The organism is Bradyrhizobium sp. STM 3561, assembly GCF_045571455.1.
GTDB lineage: Bacteria > Pseudomonadota > Alphaproteobacteria > Rhizobiales > Xanthobacteraceae > Bradyrhizobium > Bradyrhizobium vignae.
Window position 1 is genome coordinate 3060534 of the sequence record NZ_CP120695.1, and the last position, 16858, is coordinate 3077391.

Genomic DNA, 16858 nt, shown 5'->3' on the forward strand with positions numbered 1-16858 from the left:
AAGCACGCGCAAAGGAGACCGCACAGCAGCATACAGGTGGTGCCAATCACTCGGCCTTCCCTGCGCGATGGTCGGACGGCTTATGCCGCGCTCTCCCGGGAGCCGAATTCCTTCTGGCCTCCCTCACGCTCGCGGAATTCACCGGCAGCCGCGCCGGTTGACGCGACTGCCGCATCCGCAAGCGCTTGACCGTAGCAACGACGGCCAGGACCACACGGTTTTGCCGTACGCACGGCTCGTTGGCGCCACAGGGTTCGACGGCGTTGTGCACGTTGCCACCGAAATGCTGACGCGACGAACCTGACAGCGCCGCTCGTCCGCACGAAGCCTCGGGCTCACGGAGAGCAATCCGCCCTGCCCTTGACATCTCGTACACGACGCTGCTGCGTCCACCGCAAGCCCGGCTCGCGACAATGACGACCTCCATGATCGCCCCTCGAGAATGAGCCGGGATGGGCGATACATACGCCAATTCCGAATTTCGGGAAGTGGAATATTTTCGCGCCCGTGGGTTGACAGAGAAGCGACACAGGCAACGATGGCGTAGAAAGCGCTGAAGCCGATCGTCTGGTTCACGAGCCAGGCACCGGTGACGACGAGCAGCGACCACTGAGCTTGAGGTCGATCGTGCCATCCGCAGGGATTGGCTTCTGCGTTCCCGCCTGATCGTTGTCCATGCGGCGCTCGCACCAAAAGCGGGCGATGGCGTCGAATACAAGGTAATTCTGCCAGATGTTCCAGGTGACGCCTGCACTTGCGGTGTAGCGCGACACCAGCGGCAAGTCGTTGCCTGCCCAGCTGCCTTCGCGGAAGACAGCTCGCATATAGGCCACGCCGGAACGCACCAGCACTGCATCGTTGATGCGATAGGAGACACTGGTCTCCGAGCCATAACGGCGGGTCGGATCGAGATTGGTGTTGTAGAACAGGATCGGATTGACAGTGCAGTCCGCCCGCTCTGATCCACAGCCCGCCCCCGACGTCCCGAGGCGCCGCCGGCCGCTCAGGTCCGCCCGCGCAAACGCTGGGCCCGGGCCCAGGCGACAGCGACATCGTGTGGCGGGACATCGACGCGTTTGACAGGCGTCAATTCGCCGGACGCGGAGACGATCGCGGTCTCCTCGCGGCGGCAGCGCGTGCAGACAAAGCGGACCTCGTGCGGGGACGCAGACCAGCTCGTCCGCTTCACATTGGCCGCCATCGGCCAGGCATCGCAATGCGAGCACGACACCAGAAATCGACCTGGATCGAGCATACCCATTCCATCGGACTCCGCGCCTGCCCGCCCCATTCAATGATTAATTCATGTGAATCGTTCCGGTGTCCAAGCACCGCCAGCCTTTGACCTCGGGTCGCTATCGGTTCCCGCATCCGCAAGCGTCAAGTCTCGTGGGCGAGTGGCGCTGCGACTTCAGCAACCTCTTCGCGCGGTTGCGATCCCTGCAAAGCAGGTGGTTCCGCTCAGCGAGCTCCCTTGAGGGTGCAGGAGGTCGTGCAGGTGACCGTCGTGCCTCGGTCGCACGCCTTGCAGGCGCTGACGCACTGGTTCATGTCGCGTGGATTGTAACTGTAGTTCCGCATCGGACAGGTCGAATTCGTCGTGCCGGTGATGTCCTGCTCCTGATCGCAGGCCGCCGTCATGAGCGCAAATATGACCACTGCAACGAGGCGCATGGGATTGCCCTATCAGGCATGGCAACGACACTCGCGAGGCACGCTGCATTGCAACGAGCCCCGGCCTTCCCACCACGAGCCGTCGCCGATTCAGCGACGCCCGCATGCTTCAAGGATGCGCGCCAAACGTTAAGAACGGATTGCAGACGGCTTAGGCCGCAGCCCTGGTCGCGATCGCTTGCCGCATATCTCCCGCCAGCTGGCGGTACTGCTCCGCGAGCCTCAAATAGAACTCGCGCTTGGTGCTGTCGGTGGCGAGCTTGGCAATCAGCTCGCATTCGGCGGTGAGCGTCTCGAACCGTTCGAGCCTGTCCTCGAGATGTGTCATCGGCGTGTCCCCATAAGACGCCTGAGGGACGTCAAACCTAAGCCCGGGAAATAGGTCACGGCGAACATCGTTATGAACTAGCATCTTTTTTTCCGGCCCGGCATGCCGGACCGGAGGCGTGGCTATTTCTGCTCCAGCCGCCAGGCGCCATCCCAATTGGCATCCGGCGGATTGGCCGCAAACCGGGTGATGCGGCCGAGCATCGCGCGCGACGGGCCATCACCAGGCACCGCCTCGAGTGCCGCGTTGAAGGCGGCACGGGCTTCGTCGAAGCGCCGGGCACGATAGGCGGCGAGACCTTTGGCATAGTGCCTGCGCAGGCTCACTTGCGCATCGGTAAGCGCGCCCGGTTTCGCCATCACCTCGAAGATCGCCTGCGGCGCGCTTTGACCCGCGACCGCCAGACGATCGATCTCGCGCAATTCGAGCCGCGATCCAATCGCATCCGCAGTCGGCTGCGAGATCAGGATGCGGGTGCCGTAGACCTTGTTGACTGCCTCGAGCCGCGCGGCGAGATTCACGGCGTCGCCCATCACGGTGAAGCTCATCATCAGCTCGGAGCCGATGCTGCCGGTCAGGACCTCGCCGGTAGCGATGCCGATGCGCAGATCGCACGGCGCCGGCATGGCGCGGATGCCGAGCAGATCCGGCAGCTGCTTCTGCAGCGCGGGCACCTGGTCGGCCATCTCGACGGCGGCAAGGCCGGCGAGCAGCGCCTGCTCGTCCTCCTCGATGAAGGGCGGGCCCCAATAGGACATGATGGCGTCGCCGATATATTTGTCGATGACGCCGCGATTGCTCCTGATGGGAGCGGACATCACGGTGAAATAGTGGTTCATCACCTTGACGAGGCCGCGCGGGGTCATGCCCTCGCTCATCGAGGTGAAGCCGCTCATGTCGCAGAACATGATGGTCATCACCCGGCGCTCACCGTCGATGGCGACCTCCGGCCGGTCGATCAGACCCTGCACCACCTTCGGGTCGATGTAGCGACCGAAGGTCTCGCGGATACGCTCGTTGCGGCGCAGCTGCTCGATCATGCGGTTGAAGGCCGCGGCGAGCTCGCCGATCTCGTCCTGCGTCGAGACGGTGATGGGCTTGTCGAACCGGCCCGCCTCGACCTCGCGGGTGCCGGCCAGCAGCAGCCGTACCGGGCGCGTGATGCCGCTGCTCACCAGCAGCGCAAAGACAAATCCGACGATCGCCGCGAGCAAGGTCACGATGCCCGAGACGATGATCGCCTGATGCTGGCGGCTGATCACCTGCGATGTCGAGAAGAAGACCTGCGTCAGCATGTCGGAGCGGATCGCATCGATCTTCCGGTTGAACTGGTCGCGCAGCACGTCGATGTGCTCCAGCGTGCCGCGGGCCTCGGTCATCTGCCTCGCGTCGACCTGCTTGAGGAGCTTCGCATGGTCCTCACTCAGGTCGCGGCGCAACTCAGCGACGGCGGTTTCGATGCGGATATCGATACGCCCCAGCGCAGCATTGTCGGAATACGTCCTGGGGTCGTCGATGATCGCGTTGATCAGCTTGCGCGCGGCCTCCGCCTCCTCCTCGATCTTGCGGTCCGAGACCTCGAAATCGCGAACGCGCGCCGCGTAGGCCTCCTCGTCCGACGGTGCCTCCATCCTGGTCATGATCATCCGCCGCAACGCCAGCCCCCGCTCGAGCGAGCGAATATTGGCACGCGCCAGATGGCTGTAGGCCGGGATGTAACGGTTGGTGAGCTCGGCCAGGAGGACGCCGACCTGGCTCGACATCACCATCGACAGGACCGAGGTGACCAGCATCAGGACGATCAATCCGAGGGCGATGCCGACGATCTTGCGCCGGATCGACTGGTTGAAAATCGGCATAGGCGCGGAGGCCAAAAGGACGAGCGAGGGAACTCATACACGGATTTAGCTGTGGGAACACGCGCAATCTGCGCCGTCCTGACGTCCCGCCCAATCGTTAACGAAGATTAAAGACACAACCCCTCTTCCGCCATTTCGGAAGTTCCCCAGTTCCAATCCGTATTTTGCCGCATTGTTGCGACAGCTTGAGGATGCGACACGACGCTGATGCATCGTTGATTCGCAAGCCGCATGTCGTCGCGGACCTTGGTTTGTAGTGGTTTCGCAGGGGGACCATCGAATGAACCAGTGCCTACGCTCGCTCGCGTGTGTCGTTGCCGTGGCCGCGATGGCCTTCCTTCCTACTCAACTGGCGGCGAAGAGCAGTCAAAAATCCTCCGCGCCGAAGAAGGCGCATGAGGCGAAAGCCGGCAAGCACCGCCATGCCTCCGACGGCAAAGCGCGACGCGGCAAGCACGCCGAGGCCAAGCGCAAGCCGAAAAAGACGGTCGACGAGCCCGCGGACAAGCCGGCAGCGCCGCCGCTGACCGGCGATCTCGCCGCGCTGAAGGATGCCATCGATCTCGCGCGCAAGGGCAAGACGGATGACGCGAGCGCAGCGCGCGACCGCATCGCCGACCCCGCCGGACAGAAGCTCGCCGACTGGTTCATGCTGCGCCATTCCGAGAGCACCGCGAATTTCAAGCGTTACGCCGCCTTCCTCGCCGCCAATCCGGACTGGCCAAGCAGCGCGCTCTTGCGCCGGCGCGCGGAGGCGCGGCTGTGGCAGGAGAAGCTTGACGCCGCCACCGTGCACAAGTTCACGATGGACCGGCCGACCAGCGCCAAGGGCAAGTTCGCACTCGCTCGCGTGCTGCTCACCGAAGGCGAGACCGACAGGGCTGCACGGCTCGTGCGCGACGCCTGGCGCATGGACGAATTATCGGAGCGTAGCGAGGAGGACGCCTACGAGGCGTTCCGCGATCTCCTCACGGCGGACGATCATCGGGCCCGCATGGACAAGCGTCTCGGCGCCAAGGACTATGCCGGCGCCAGGCGCGCGGCCAAACGGCTCGGTGAGGATGCGCTCGCGATCGTCAAGGCCTGCGCGGCGGTCACCGGCAAGGCGAGCAAGACCAAGGACTTTCTCGATGACGTCTCCGCCGACGCGCGCCGCGATCTCGGCTACGTGCTGTGCCGCGCTCAATGGCACCTCCAGAAGGACCGCATCGACGACGCTGCCGAGGTGATCCTCGCCGCCGCGCCCGACACCTTGGCGGCCCAGGACACCGACGCCTGGTGGCGCGAGCGTCGCCTGCTCGCGCGCAAGCTGCTCGACCAGGGGAAGTTCAAGACTGCTTATGATGTGGTGCGCACCGCCGCGGTGCCTGATAAGGAAGTCTACCGCATCGACTACCACTTCATGTGCGGCTGGATCGCGCTGCGCTATCTCGACGATCCCAAGACGGCGATGGTGCACTTCGCCGCGATCGACGAAGGTTCGGTCAATCCGATCGCGCTGTCGCGGGCCCATTACTGGCGCGGCCGCGCCGCCGAGGCCATGGGCGCGACGGCCGATGCGCGCATGAGCTATCGGGCGGCGGCGCGCTATCAGACGGCCTATTACGGCCAGCTCGCCCGCGCAAAGCTCGGCCTCGACCGGATCGAGCTGCGTCCGCCCTCGCCTGTGCTGGCCTCGGCCGATACGCAGCCAACGGACGAGCGCGTGCGCGCGGCCGACATGCTCTACGCCATCGGCGAGCGCGACGTGGCGTTCTACTACGCCGAGGATTTTGCCCAGGAGAGCACCGACGTCGTGGCGCTCGAAGCGCTCGCCGAGCTTGCCGGCCGGCGCAACGATGCGCGCGTGATGCTGGAGGTCGGCAAATCGGCGCTGGCGCGCGGGTTCGCGCTCGACCACTACGCCTTCCCGACCATCGGCATCCCCGAGCACAAGCAGGTCGCGCCCGCGATCGAGACCAGCGTGATCTATTCGGTGGCGCGCACCGAGAGCTCGTTCAATCAGCGCGACAAGTCGCCGGCCAATGCCGTCGGATTGATGCAGGTGACGCCGGAAGCCGGCCGCGACACCGCCAAACGGTTCGGCCTCACCTATGACTGGGACAGGATGGTCTCCGATCCCGTCTACAACACGCAGATGGGCGCGGCCGAGCTCAGCGCGCTTCTGTCGGAATATCGCGGCAACCAGATCATGGCCTTTGCCGGCTACAATGCCGGCCGCGGCCGGGTGCGCGAATGGGTGCAGGCGCGCGGCGATCCCAGGGATCCCAATGTCGATCCGGTCGACTGGGTCGAGCGCATTCCGCTGTCGGAGACCCGCAACTACGTCCAGCGCGTGATGGAGAACGTGCAGGTCTACCGCGCAAGGTTCGAGGGCAGCGGCTTGGTCGCCGGCAAGAGCGACCAGCGCGTGGTTACGCACGAGGCCGGTGTAACGGCACCCGCGGCTGCCGCAGCACCCGCTCCCTAGTCGGCGCCGCCGGGGCTGGACGCACCGCCTGCAAGGATAGGGTGCTGCGGCTTCCACGCGAGTGCAGCCGCGCAGCTAGGTGTCACCTCCTCCCATCGTGATCAGATCGCGACCGTCCAAATATGCGCCGGTCAAGGCTCTCGCGAAGGTCCAGGCGTTGATCGTGCAGCTCCAGCACCAGACGGCACTCAGGACCGCCAACGTCTCGATCATGTTGCCGGCTGTGAGCTCGACGTTGCCGGCAGACGGCTCGGTCCGCCGAGGCACCGACCATTGCATCAACAACGTGACGAGCTCGTCGCGCCGGTAGCAATCGTAGTCACAGTAACGGCGCTGCGTCCGCGCATGCCGGACATAGCTGGAGCGGAGCGACCGCGAGCATGTGCTGCACGTGGCCGCGTGCAACGGGGGCTCGTGATTGACCACCACGAACTTCATGACGCCGCTCTCACGCCATCTTTCGCGAGCGCTTCGCAGAACAGCGCATAGCACTGATGGTCGCAGTAAGGCAGCCGGGTCGCGATCTCGCGGAGATAGCCGCCGCTGATCGGCTCGCGGCACTGCATGCACCAGGTCTGCCGGAACGGGGTCCGGCCGTTCACGAGGACGAACGCAAATCTCATGTGGCACCTCCCAAAGCAAAGCAGTAAACGCTGTCGAGCGGAGACAGTGCGGGTGGTGGAGCGCAAAGATGGTTTCGGCCGTCCGGATTATCCCTGTTTCGCTCCACCTTTTGCGGTGGGACCAGAATGTATCTCCCGTCCTCCCGGCGCCGGGCATAGATCTGACCGTCGACGTATTTGATGTCGGTCGGATAACAGTCGGCGCTGTTGCAACAACTGAGGCTCGGATTGTCCGGCATGTGCCAGGTCGAGTAGAATTTTTCGTGCAGCGCCTGGTCCTGGGGCGGGTGCTGGCGATGAGCGGCGCCGTGTTCCGTCTCCTGTGCCTGGACCGCCGCAATGGAGCCGAGGAGAGCCATCGAGCACAAGAGCTTGCATGGGCGGTTCAACGCACGGGCTCCCGGATCAGACCTTCGGAACGACGTCAGCTCTCCAATTCAGCCTTAGGCGACCTGAGCCTGGAACAACCACCGGCGGTCACGTTCGCGGCGTGTGCGGAAGCGATCGACGCACTTCTTGGAGCAGAGCGCGGTACGCCACGAATAGTGGCGGATCAGGCCGAACTTGCCGCCGCACACCGCACAGCCGTTGACCGAAGAGCAGCGCTCGAACTCCGATGGGCGACGCGCAGGAATTACCGATGTATCGCACATTGTTCTCTCCCTCTGTTGCTCTCTCGCTTTTGTCAGTTCGACCTCGCATGGGTCGTAAATTGCCGCGATCGCAGCTGCCTCTCGAGAAATGAACGGCCTCGTGCCCGGTCGCTGCAGGTCGGTGAGAGGCTTCGGCCCCGTAGGTCTGAGCCCGCTACCCGTACGACCGCTGCGATTGGTGGTCGACATTCCCGATGGTCACGAGGCTAGTCCGCCCGGCACGAAGCGCTCAATTGTACGGAAGTAAATCGCCGACATGACTAGGATTGGAGAAGCTATACCTAGGTTTGTCCCGTACTTGCCCGGATGGACTCTCGCACCGCTTTCAACGAGACGGCGCACGGCCCGCGGGCTGCAGCGTCACCGCGAAAAATCTGCCCGGCGCGGCATGCTTGATGCGCCGCAATGGACAAGGTGGTGAGCAGTCCACTCCAACGACCGTCGCGACCGCCCGTCCGACTTTGGCTGGAATTGCTCCTTCGGCGGCAACGTGCTCTACTTGCGTTCACGCAGAGAGCGCCGGGAGCGTCTGCGATGAAGCCGGGCCGGGCAGTAGCGTTCGGGAAGTCAGCCGCGCAATACCTCGTCGGCTGTGTCAGGCACACTGTTACTGCCAAGCCGCGCGTTGAGCCCGGTGACGCCGGTCTGTTGGAAGCGGTCAAGCAGTGGCAGCAAGTCTTCGAGCACAACCCGGTCATGTACTTCATGGTCGACCCGGCCGGAACTGTCATGAACGTGAACACGTTTGGCGCCGCGCAGCTGGGCTATACGCCCGCGGAGTTGATCGGCCGATCGGTGCTGGATGTCTTCTTCGAGGAAGATCGCGCTACTGTCCGCGCGTGCATCGCGCTGTGCCTTGAGACTGTTGATCAGTCACACACCTGGGAAATCCGGAAGGTTCGCAAGGACGGTTCGGTGCTATGGGTGCGCGAGAACGCCAAGACCATGCTGCGGGCGAATGGCGGGCCAATCGTGCTGGTCGCCTGCGAGAACATCACCGAGCGCAAGGAAGCGGAGAATGCGCTGCGACAGAGCGAGGCTTATCTCGCCCAGGCGCAGGAATTGAGCCACACCGGCAGTTTCGGCTGGAAGGCCGCAACCCGCGAGATCACCTGGTCCAAGGAGACCTACCGCATCTTTCAATGCGACGAGGGAACCAAGCCAAAGATCTCGTTCATGCTCGCGCGGATCCATCCGGACGACCGGCTCGCAGTGCAACAGACTACGGCTCGGGCCGCCCGAGAGGGAAAGGATTACGATCACGAATACCGGCTCGTGATGCCCGACGGCTCCATCAAGTACGTCCGGGCGGTGGCTCGGGCCACGCGAGATGCGAGCGGTCAATTGGAATTCGTCGGATCGGTGACCGACATCACGGCGACCAAAGAGGCTGAGCGCCGCCTTCGTGACAGCGAGCAGCGCTTTCGCGATTACGCCGAAACCGCCTCCGACTGGTTCTGGGAAACGGGGCCGGACCATCGGGTTACTCGGATATCGGAACACTCCGATACAAACACCGCCCCCGCCGGCCTGATTGGATTGACGCGTTGGGACATCGCTCCGGACGCAGATCTCGAACCCGAAAAATGGCGACAACATCGGGCGGCGCTCGATGCCCATATCCCGTTCCGCGACTTGGTATATCGCAGCAAAGACCGCAACGGTCAGCCGATCTACGTCCGGACCAGCGGCAAGCCGTTCTTCGACGCCGACGGCACTTTCCTGGGCTATCGTGGCGTCTGCACCGACGTGACCGCGGCCATCCGGGCCGATCAGGCCGAAGACGCACTGCGCAAGGCCCAGGCCGAGCTCGCCCATGTCACACGCGTCACGACACTGGGTGAGCTGACCGCGTCCATTGCCCACGAAATCAATCAGCCGCTCGCCGCCGTGATTGCAAACGCCGACGCCTGCCTCGCCTGGCTGCAGCGCAGTCCACCCGACCTCAAGGCGGCCCGCCGCTCCGTGGAGTGGATCATCGAGGATGGCAAGCGTGCCAGCGACGTGATCCGTCACGTTCGGGCGCTCGCCAAGCGTTCCGATATCGAGATGGCGCCGCTCGACGCCGGCGCGGTCGTGCGCGAGGCTGTGGCGCTCGTTCAGCGCGAGATGGCCAGCCACGCCGTGTCGGTTCGCATGGAGCTGTCGTCGACACTGCCCAGGATCTTTGGCGATCGAATTCAATTGCAGCAGGTCCTGATCAACCTGATCAAGAACGGGATCGAGGCCATGGAAGGCATCGATGACCGCCCGCGCGAGCTGGCGATCCGTTCAGCGACCGACGACAATGGCGCGGTGCTGGTGAGCGTATCCGACTGCGGCGCCGGCATCGACGAACAGGCGATGGACCGCCTGTTCATGCCGTTCTTCACCACGAAGTCCAGCGGCATGGGCATGGGCCTGTCGATCTGCCGCTCGATCATCGAGGCCCATGGCGGGCGACTTTCCGCCATGCCGAACCAGGAGCACGGAGCGACTTTTCAGATCACCCTGCCGCTGCATCGCGAGGACGCATCGTGACCGAGCGCGCGCAATCTTCGCCGCCCGGGGAGGATGGCGATCAGCCGATCGTCTTCATCGTCGACGACGACGCGTCCATGCGCCGCGCGCTCACCAACCTGTTCGAATCGGTGGGCCTCAAGGTCGAAGCATTCGGCTCTGCGCCGCAACTCCTGCAGGCCAAGCCGCCAGACGTCCCCAGTTGCCTCGTGCTCGACATCCGCCTGCCGGGAGTTAGCGGTCTCGACCTGCAGGCCGATCTTGCCAAGGCAAATATCCACACGCCGATCATCTTCATCACCGGCCATGGTGATATTCCGATGACCGTTCGTGCCATGAAGAGCGGCGCGATCGACTTCCTCACCAAGCCGGTTCGCGACCAGGACATTCTGGACGCGGTCCAGGCCGCGATCGAGCGAGACCGCAAGCGACGCGACCTCAACAGGACGGTCTCGACCGTCAGATCGCGCTTCGAGTCATTGTCCTCGCGGGAAAGAGACGTATTGTCGCTGGTGACGTCCGGCCTGATGAACAAGCAAGTGGCCGCCCAGCTCGGTTTGGCGGAAATCACCGTCAAAATTTACCGCGGCCAGATCATGCGGAAAATGGGCGCGAAATCGCTGGCCGACCTGGTGAGAATGAGCGAGGCGCTCGGGATTCGGCCAAACAAATCCGACATACAAACCTAAGTATGAGTTTCCAATGGTGTCTGGCGGGCCCACCCTGAATGTGGCCGCAGCGACGGCAAGCGTATTCCCGGGAAAGGAGCAGACGTCTTGTCAGTCCCCTCGGTCATTTCAGTGCTTGATGATGACCCCTACGTGCGGGCCGCGATCAACAATCTGCTGAAGTCACGCGGTTACAACGTACACACATTCGCTTCCGCCCACGAATTTCTGGCTTCGGCCGACTCGCACGGCACCTCGTGCGTGATTGCGGACGTGCAGATGCCGGTGACGAGTGGAATCGATCTGCTGACGCAGATGCGCGCGCAGGGATCCGCGACGCCCTTCATCCTGATCACGGCGTTCCCGGACGAGAGCGTACGTGTGCGTGCACACAAAGCCGGGGCAACCTGCTTTCTCGACAAGCCGTTCAACGCGTCGGATCTGATGAAATGCCTGGAGGTGGCGCTGGCAGCAGGCGACGAATCCACGCAATGATCGCCTGGCCGTCAGCGCCGAGTTTGGATGACCTGACGACGCGCGCCTCAATCCACCTTGATATTCGCCGCCTTGATCATCGGCCACCATTTTGCGATCTCGGCCTGCTGGCGAGTGCCAAGTGCTTCGGGCGTGAGCTGATCCTTCGGTGTCATCTCCAGGCCCTGGTTTTCGAGCTGCTTCCTCACCGCGGGATCGTTCAGCGCCTCCACGGCCGCGGCGTTGAGCTTGACCACGATCTCTTTCGGCGTCCCCTTCGGCACCCACATGCCGGACCACAGCGTCATGGTGAAGCCTTTGAGGCCCGCCTCCGCCGCGGTCGGGATCTCCGGTGCCGAGGCCAGGCGCTTGTCGTCTGTGATGGCGTAGGCGCGGATGGTGCCGGCGCGGACCTGGTTGATGGAGTTGGAGGTCTGGTCGACGATGATATCGATCTGGCCGGCGATAAGGTCGTTCAGCGCGGGCGCAGTACCGCGATACGGCACGTATTGCAGCTTGATGCCGGAGACGCTCTCGAAATAAACCCCGGCGATGTGGCTGCCGGAGCCTGCACCGGCGGTGCCGGCAGTCGGCGGCGACGGTCGTGATTTCAGCCAGTCCAACAGCTCCTTCAGCGAGGTCGCGGGCACCGCGTTCTTGCTGACCACGATCATCGGATTGCTCGGCAGCAGCACCACCGGCTCGAGGTCGGCGACGAGGTCGTATTTGAGCTTGTAGACGGCACCGTTGGCCACATGGGTGCCGAGGTGGCCGAAGGAGATGGTGTAGCCGTCCGGCGGCGATTGCACGGCGCGGCCGACGCCGATCGAGCCGCCCGCGCCCGTGACGTTCTCGATCACCACCGGCTGCCCCAACGTCACCCGCATCCGCTCGGCAAGCACCCGCGCCATGGCATCCGAAGGCCCACCGGCCGCGAAGGGCACGATGATGGTGATGGGACGGGAGGGATAGTCATCGGCGCGCGCGGCACCGGTCACAGCGAGAACAGCAATCAGTGCAGCCCAGACGGCCTTCTTCATTGTCTTCTCCCCAGCGATGTCGTTTTGTTTTTCTTCCCCTCGCCCCGCTTGCGGGGCGAGGTCGAAGCGAAGCAATTCGGATGAGGGGGTTCAGATCTCACGAAGATCTCATTCGCGGAGACAGGCCCCTCACCCCAACCCTCCCAGCGCGAGCGAAACTCGTCGCGCCCCCGTGAGAACGGGGAGAGGAAGAGGCAAGTCAGAACTGCGAGTAATCGATCGGCTTGTGGCGATCGAGCGTGCGGGTGACCGGCGGCAGCGGATATTTCAGACCGGTGGCACAGTTGAACAGCATCACGCGGTCGGTCTTGCTGACGCGACCATCGGCAAGGCTCTCCTTGTAAGCGGCATAGGTGGCCGCGCCCTCGGGGCACAGCAAAAGCCCCTCCTCGCGAGCAACCTCGCTCAGCGCCGACGAGATCTTGTCGTCGTCGACTGCGATGGCAAAGCCTTTGCTCTCGCGGACTGCACGCAGGATCAGGAAATCGCCGATCGCCTGCGGCACGCGGATGCCCGACGCAATGGTGTGGGCGTCCTCCCAGCGCGTCGCATGCTCGGTGCCGGCCTCGAAAGCCCGCACCATCGGCGCGCAGCCGGAGGCCTGCACCGCGACCATGCGCGGGCGCTTTGAGCCGATGAAGCCGATCTTCTCGAGCTCGTCGAAGGCCTTCCACATGCCGATCAAGCCGGTGCCGCCGCCGGTTGGATAGAAGATCACGTCGGGCACGTCCCAGCCGAGCTGCTCGGCGAGCTCGAGGCCCATCGTCTTCTTGCCCTCGATGCGGTATGGCTCCTTCAGCGTCGAGGTGTCGAACCAGCCGACCTTGGCCTTGCCCTCGCCGACGATCTTGCCGCAATCGTCGATATAGCCATTGACGCGGTAGACGGTCGCGCCCTGCAGCTCGATCTCGCTGACATTCACTTCGGGCGTATCGGCCGGGCAGAAGATCGTCGTCTTGATGCCGCAGCTCGTCGCATAGGCCGCCAGCGCCGCACCGGCATTGCCGTTGGTCGGCATCGCCATGTGCTTGATGCCGAGCGCCTTGCCCATCGACACCGCCATCACCAGGCCACGCGCCTTGAACGAGCCGGTCGGCAGCCGTCCCTCGTCCTTCACGATGATCTCGCCGCCACCGAGTTTTGCGCCGAGCTTGGGCAACCGGATCAAGGGCGTCGTGACTTCGCCGAGCGAGACGATGTCCTTGCATTTGCGCACCGGCAGCAGCTCGCGGTAGCGCCACATGTCGCCGGGCCGCTGGGCAAGCGCGTCTTTCGTCAGCGCCTTCTTCACGCCGGCGAGGTCGTAGCGCACGAGCAGCGGCTTGCCGGCCTTGGAGAGGTTGTGGACCTGGTCGGCCGCGTAATGATCGCCTTCCATCGCGCATTCGAGATGGGTGACGAAGGTCGGGCGTTCGATGGTGAGGTTGTCGTTGTCGTGCATGGGTGGTTTCCTTCTTATTCTGCAAACAGCTCTCTTCGCTCGCAACGACGGCGGTGGCGCTCGGTCAAATATTCAACACCCGTCCGTACGCATCCAGCACGGCTTCCTTCATCATCTCCGACAGGGTCGGATGCGGGAACACCGTGTGCATCAGCTCTTCTTCCGTCGTCTCCAGGTTCATGGCGACCACGTAGCCCTGGATCAGCTCGGTGACCTCGGCGCCGACCATGTGGGCGCCGAGCAGCTGGCCGGTCTTCTTGTCGAAGATCACCTTGACGAGGCCCTGGTCCTCGCCGAGCGCGATCGCCTTGCCATTGCCGACGAAGGGGAAGCGGCCGACGCGGATCTCGCGGCCACTCTCCTTCGCCTTGGCTTCGGTGAGGCCCACGGAGGCCACCTGCGGATGACAATAGGTGCAGCCCGGGATCATGTTCTTGTCCATGGGGTGCGGATGCAGGCCCTTGATCGCCTCGACGCAGATCACGCCCTCATGCTCGGCCTTGTGGGCCAGCATCGGGGGACCTGCGACGTCGCCGATGGCGTAGATGCCTGGGACGTTGGTCTTGCCGTAGCCGTCGATCACGATGCAGCCGCGGTCGGTCTTCACACCGAGCTTTTCGAGGCCGAGATTCTCGATGTTGCCGACGACGCCGACGGCCGAAATCACCCGCTCGAACTCGGTGGTGACGGGCTTGCCCTTACCGTCGTCGATCGTGGCGACGACGCTGTCGGCCTTCTTCTCGAGTTTTGTGACTTTGGTCGAGGACATGATTTTCATGCCCATCTTCTCAAAGCGTTTCCGCGCGAGCCCTGCGATCTCCGCGTCCTCCACGGGCAGGATCTGCGGCAGTACCTCGACCACAGTGACGTCAGAGCCCAACGTGTGGAAGAAGGACGCGAACTCGATGCCGATGGCGCCGGAGCCGACGACCAGCAGCGACTTCGGAATCCGATCCGGTACCATCGCCTCGAAATAGGTCCAGACCAGCTTCTTGTCGGGCTCGAGCCCCGGCAGAACGCGCGGCCGCGCCCCGGTCGCGACGATGATGTGTTTTGCCTGATAGGTCCCCTCGCCCAGAGCGCCCTTCGGGCCCTCGACGTCGGACTTCTTCACGGTGACCTTGCCGGGTGCGTCGATCGAGGCGGCGCCCCAGATCACGCTGACCTTGTTCTTCTTCATCAGGAAGCCGACGCCGTCGTTCAGCCGCTTGGAGACGCCGCGCGAGCGCTGCACCACGGCCTTCGGATCGAACGAGACCTTCTCCGCCGAGAGGCCGTAATCCTTGGCGTGCTGCATGTTGTGATAGATCTCGGCCGAACGCAGCAGCGCCTTGGTCGGGATGCAGCCCCAATTCAGGCAGATGCCGCCGAGATAGGATTTTTCGACGATTGCCGTCTTGAGGCCGAGCTGCGCGGCGCGGATCGCGGTGACATAGCCGCCGGGACCGGAGCCGATGATGATGACGTCGAAGGATGTATCGGCCATGTCGGCTCCCGTTCAACTCAAGAGGTCGTTGCACCGCCGGAGCGGCGTTTTGAAATGATCGACCTGACCAGCCATTCGATGACGCAGATCGAGATCAGGATCGCAAGACCGATGAAGACGATCGGCTGGGCAATGCTGCGCGAGAGCAGCTCGCCGCTGAAGAAGGCGTCGCGCAGAACGCCGGTGCCGAGCGGGCTGACGAGGATGATGATCGACAGCAGCATCGATATCCAGGGCCAGCGCGTCGTCATGCGGCGGCTCTAGACCATCATCATCACGGGGTTTTCGATCAGCTGCTTGAACGCACCGATCAGCTCGGCGCCGAGCGCGCCGTCGATGGCGCGGTGATCGCAGGACAAGGTCACGCTCATCATGTTCGCGATCTCGATCTTGCCCCCGCGCACCACGGGGCGCTCCTCGCTGGTGCCGACCGCAAGGATCGTCGCATGCGGCGGATTGATCACGGCCGTGAAGTGGCTGATGCCGTACATGCCGAGGTTGGAGACGGCGGTGGTGCCGCCCTGGTATTCCTCGGGCTTCAATTTGCGGGAACGCGCGCGCGCGGCAAAGTCCTTCATCTCGTTGGAGATGGTCGACAGCGTCTTGGTCTCGGCCTTGCGGATGATCGGCGTGATCAGGCCGCCGGGCATCGCCACCGCGACGCCGACGTCGGAATGATGGTGCTTGACCATGCCGCTTTCGGTCCAGCTCACATTGCAGTTCGGGATCTTCTGCAGCGCGACCGCCATTGCCTTGATGACGAAATCGTTGACCGAGATCTTGTAGAGCGGCTTCTTCTCCTTGTCCTTGGGAGCAGCCGCATTGATCTCCTCGCGCGCGGTGAGCAGCTTGCCGATGTCGCAGTCGATTGTGAGATAGAAGTGCGGGACGTTCTGGATCGACGCGGTCAAACGTTGGGCAATCGTCCGGCGCATGCCGTCATGCGGCACGATGTCGTAAGAGCCTGGCTCGAACAGCGACAGGATCTGCTTGTCCGACATGGTCGGCGCGATCGCGGGCGCACCCGACGGCGCCGCGGCGGGTGCCTTGAGGCCCTTGCCGGACTTGGCCTGCTCGACGTCGCGCGCGACCACGCGGCCGTGCGGGCCGGTACCGGTGACCATCGCCACGTCGATGCCGGCTTCCTTGGCGAGACGCCGCGCCAGCGGCGATGAGAACACGCGGCCGCCATGGCCATTGCCCTGCACGGCGGCAGCTGCAGCCTGCGGGGTCGGTGCGGCGGCCGGTGCCGGCGCCGCCTTCGGTGCGGCCGGAGCAGGTGCCGGCGCCGGCGCCGCAGCAGGTGCTTCAGCGGCCTTGGGAGGTGCAGCCGAGGCGGTCGGCTTCGCAGCGCCCGCGGCCTTCACATCCTCGCCTTCGCCGGCAAGCACCGCGATCACGTCGTTGACCGGGACGTCCTGCGTGCCTTCGGGCACCAGGATCTTGGCGATCGTGCCCTCGTCGATCGCCTCGACCTCCATGGTCGCCTTGTCGGTCTCGATCTCGGCGATGACGTCACCGGATTTGACCTTGTCGCCCTCCTTCTTCAGCCACTTGGCGAGGTTGCCCTTCTCCATCGTCGGCGAGAGAGCGGGCATCAGGATGTTGATGGGCATGCTGACCTCAAGAAGAACTTTGCAAAA

Annotated in this window: 16 protein-coding genes and 1 pseudogene; 4 read left to right on the plus strand and 13 right to left on the minus strand. The window is 64.0% G+C overall.

The genetic code is table 11. The features are described from left to right. Window positions 1–605: 605 nt before the first annotated feature. The 5 genes and pseudogenes from P6U28_RS14340 to P6U28_RS14360 all read right to left on the minus strand — a co-directional run. A pseudogene (locus tag P6U28_RS14340) lies at window positions 606–938 on the minus strand (TonB-dependent receptor domain-containing protein); the annotation flags it as partial. Between the two features lie 65 nt (window positions 939–1003). Next, the gene (locus P6U28_RS14345) at window positions 1004–1261 is read right to left on the minus strand and encodes a hypothetical protein (RefSeq protein WP_122406651.1); all 258 of its coding nucleotides are present in this window, start codon (window positions 1259–1261) and stop codon (window positions 1004–1006) included. Window positions 1262–1461: 200 nt separating this feature from the next. Continuing rightward, window positions 1462–1674 (minus strand): hypothetical protein, encoded by a 213-nt coding sequence (locus P6U28_RS14350; protein WP_122403118.1) that lies wholly within the window; start codon window positions 1672–1674, stop codon window positions 1462–1464. 151 nt (window positions 1675–1825) lie between these two features. Next, window positions 1826–2002, minus strand: coding sequence for a hypothetical protein (locus tag P6U28_RS14355; protein WP_164937104.1), 177 nt, complete (start codon window positions 2000–2002; stop codon window positions 1826–1828). A gap of 122 nt (window positions 2003–2124) precedes the next feature. Next, complete coding sequence (locus P6U28_RS14360; RefSeq protein WP_122403117.1) at window positions 2125–3861, minus strand: adenylate/guanylate cyclase domain-containing protein; 1737 nt, start codon at window positions 3859–3861, stop codon at window positions 2125–2127. A 280-nt stretch (window positions 3862–4141) separates the two neighbouring features. Between P6U28_RS14360 and P6U28_RS14365 the strand changes: the two genes are divergently transcribed. Next, window positions 4142–6331 carry a lytic transglycosylase domain-containing protein gene (locus tag P6U28_RS14365; protein WP_122403116.1) on the plus strand — a complete coding sequence of 730 codons (2190 nt, stop codon included), beginning with the start codon at window positions 4142–4144 and terminating at the stop codon, window positions 6329–6331. A gap of 75 nt (window positions 6332–6406) precedes the next feature. On the opposite strand, the gene P6U28_RS14370 is transcribed toward P6U28_RS14365, so the two are convergent. The 3 genes from P6U28_RS14370 to P6U28_RS14380 form a co-directional block, all read right to left on the minus strand. Then, the gene (locus P6U28_RS14370; RefSeq protein ID WP_122403115.1) at window positions 6407–6769 is read right to left on the minus strand and encodes a hypothetical protein; all 363 of its coding nucleotides are present in this window, start codon (window positions 6767–6769) and stop codon (window positions 6407–6409) included. Further along, window positions 6766–6954 carry a hypothetical protein gene (locus tag P6U28_RS14375; protein WP_122403114.1) on the minus strand — a complete coding sequence of 63 codons (189 nt, stop codon included), beginning with the start codon at window positions 6952–6954 and terminating at the stop codon, window positions 6766–6768. Before P6U28_RS14375 ends, P6U28_RS14370 begins: the two co-directional genes overlap by 4 nt. 443 nt (window positions 6955–7397) lie before the next feature. Then, a complete protein-coding gene (locus P6U28_RS14380) occupies window positions 7398–7607 on the minus strand; it encodes a hypothetical protein (protein ID WP_244607991.1) in 210 nt (69 codons plus the stop codon). A 534-nt stretch (window positions 7608–8141) separates the two neighbouring features. Between P6U28_RS14380 and P6U28_RS14385 the strand changes: the two genes are divergently transcribed. From P6U28_RS14385 to P6U28_RS14395, 3 genes are all read left to right on the plus strand, one after another. Next, on the plus strand, window positions 8142–10127 hold the full coding sequence (locus P6U28_RS14385; RefSeq protein WP_122403112.1) for a PAS domain S-box protein: 1986 nt from the start codon (window positions 8142–8144) through the stop codon (window positions 10125–10127). Next, entirely contained in the window at window positions 10124–10795 is a 672-nt protein-coding gene (locus tag P6U28_RS14390; RefSeq protein WP_244607990.1) for a response regulator transcription factor, read from the plus strand. Before P6U28_RS14385 ends, P6U28_RS14390 begins: the two co-directional genes overlap by 4 nt. Before the next feature lie 87 nt (window positions 10796–10882). Continuing rightward, window positions 10883–11269: a response regulator transcription factor gene (locus P6U28_RS14395; protein WP_122403111.1), complete on the plus strand. Its 387-nt coding sequence runs from the start codon at window positions 10883–10885 to the stop codon at window positions 11267–11269. 47 nt (window positions 11270–11316) lie between these two features. On the opposite strand, the gene P6U28_RS14400 is transcribed toward P6U28_RS14395, so the two are convergent. From P6U28_RS14400 to P6U28_RS14420, 5 genes are all read right to left on the minus strand, one after another. Beyond that, on the minus strand, window positions 11317–12288 hold the full coding sequence (locus P6U28_RS14400; protein WP_122403110.1) for a tripartite tricarboxylate transporter substrate binding protein BugD: 972 nt from the start codon (window positions 12286–12288) through the stop codon (window positions 11317–11319). Between the two features lie 199 nt (window positions 12289–12487). Further along, window positions 12488–13729: a threonine synthase gene (locus P6U28_RS14405; protein WP_122403109.1), complete on the minus strand. Its 1242-nt coding sequence runs from the start codon at window positions 13727–13729 to the stop codon at window positions 12488–12490. 64 nt (window positions 13730–13793) lie between these two features. After that, a complete protein-coding gene (gene lpdA, locus P6U28_RS14410) occupies window positions 13794–15215 on the minus strand; it encodes a dihydrolipoyl dehydrogenase (RefSeq protein ID WP_407122513.1) in 1422 nt (473 codons plus the stop codon). A gap of 17 nt (window positions 15216–15232) precedes the next feature. Beyond that, window positions 15233–15466 carry a hypothetical protein gene (locus P6U28_RS14415; RefSeq protein ID WP_027574345.1) on the minus strand — a complete coding sequence of 78 codons (234 nt, stop codon included), beginning with the start codon at window positions 15464–15466 and terminating at the stop codon, window positions 15233–15235. Window positions 15467–15475: 9 nt separating this feature from the next. After that, complete coding sequence (locus P6U28_RS14420; protein ID WP_407122515.1) at window positions 15476–16831, minus strand: pyruvate dehydrogenase complex dihydrolipoamide acetyltransferase; 1356 nt, start codon at window positions 16829–16831, stop codon at window positions 15476–15478. Between the last annotated feature and the right edge of the window lie 27 nt (window positions 16832–16858).

Excerpts from the sequence above, each read along its gene's own strand:
- P6U28_RS14360 (WP_122403117.1), bottom strand. The coding sequence starts at position 3,861 with ATGCCGATTTTCAACCAGTCGATCCGGCGCAAGATCGTCGGCATCGCC.
- P6U28_RS14380 (WP_244607991.1), bottom strand. The coding sequence starts at position 7,607 with ATGTGCGATACATCGGTAATTCCTGCGCGTCGCCCATCGGAGTTCGAG.
- P6U28_RS14365 (WP_122403116.1), top strand. The coding sequence starts at position 4,142 with ATGAACCAGTGCCTACGCTCGCTCGCGTGTGTCGTTGCCGTGGCCGCG.
- lpdA (WP_407122513.1), bottom strand. The coding sequence starts at position 15,215 with ATGGCCGATACATCCTTCGACGTCATCATCATCGGCTCCGGTCCCGGC.
- P6U28_RS14345 (WP_122406651.1), bottom strand. The coding sequence starts at position 1,261 with ATGGGTATGCTCGATCCAGGTCGATTTCTGGTGTCGTGCTCGCATTGC.
- P6U28_RS14370 (WP_122403115.1), bottom strand. The coding sequence starts at position 6,769 with ATGAAGTTCGTGGTGGTCAATCACGAGCCCCCGTTGCACGCGGCCACG.
- P6U28_RS14420 (WP_407122515.1), bottom strand. The coding sequence starts at position 16,831 with ATGCCCATCAACATCCTGATGCCCGCTCTCTCGCCGACGATGGAGAAG.
- P6U28_RS14415 (WP_027574345.1), bottom strand. The coding sequence starts at position 15,466 with ATGACGACGCGCTGGCCCTGGATATCGATGCTGCTGTCGATCATCATC.
- P6U28_RS14375 (WP_122403114.1), bottom strand. The coding sequence starts at position 6,954 with ATGAGATTTGCGTTCGTCCTCGTGAACGGCCGGACCCCGTTCCGGCAG.
- P6U28_RS14405 (WP_122403109.1), bottom strand. The coding sequence starts at position 13,729 with ATGCACGACAACGACAACCTCACCATCGAACGCCCGACCTTCGTCACC.
- P6U28_RS14350 (WP_122403118.1), bottom strand. The coding sequence starts at position 1,674 with ATGCGCCTCGTTGCAGTGGTCATATTTGCGCTCATGACGGCGGCCTGC.
- P6U28_RS14400 (WP_122403110.1), bottom strand. The coding sequence starts at position 12,288 with ATGAAGAAGGCCGTCTGGGCTGCACTGATTGCTGTTCTCGCTGTGACC.
- P6U28_RS14355 (WP_164937104.1), bottom strand. The coding sequence starts at position 2,002 with ATGACACATCTCGAGGACAGGCTCGAACGGTTCGAGACGCTCACCGCC.
- P6U28_RS14385 (WP_122403112.1), top strand. The coding sequence starts at position 8,142 with ATGAAGCCGGGCCGGGCAGTAGCGTTCGGGAAGTCAGCCGCGCAATAC.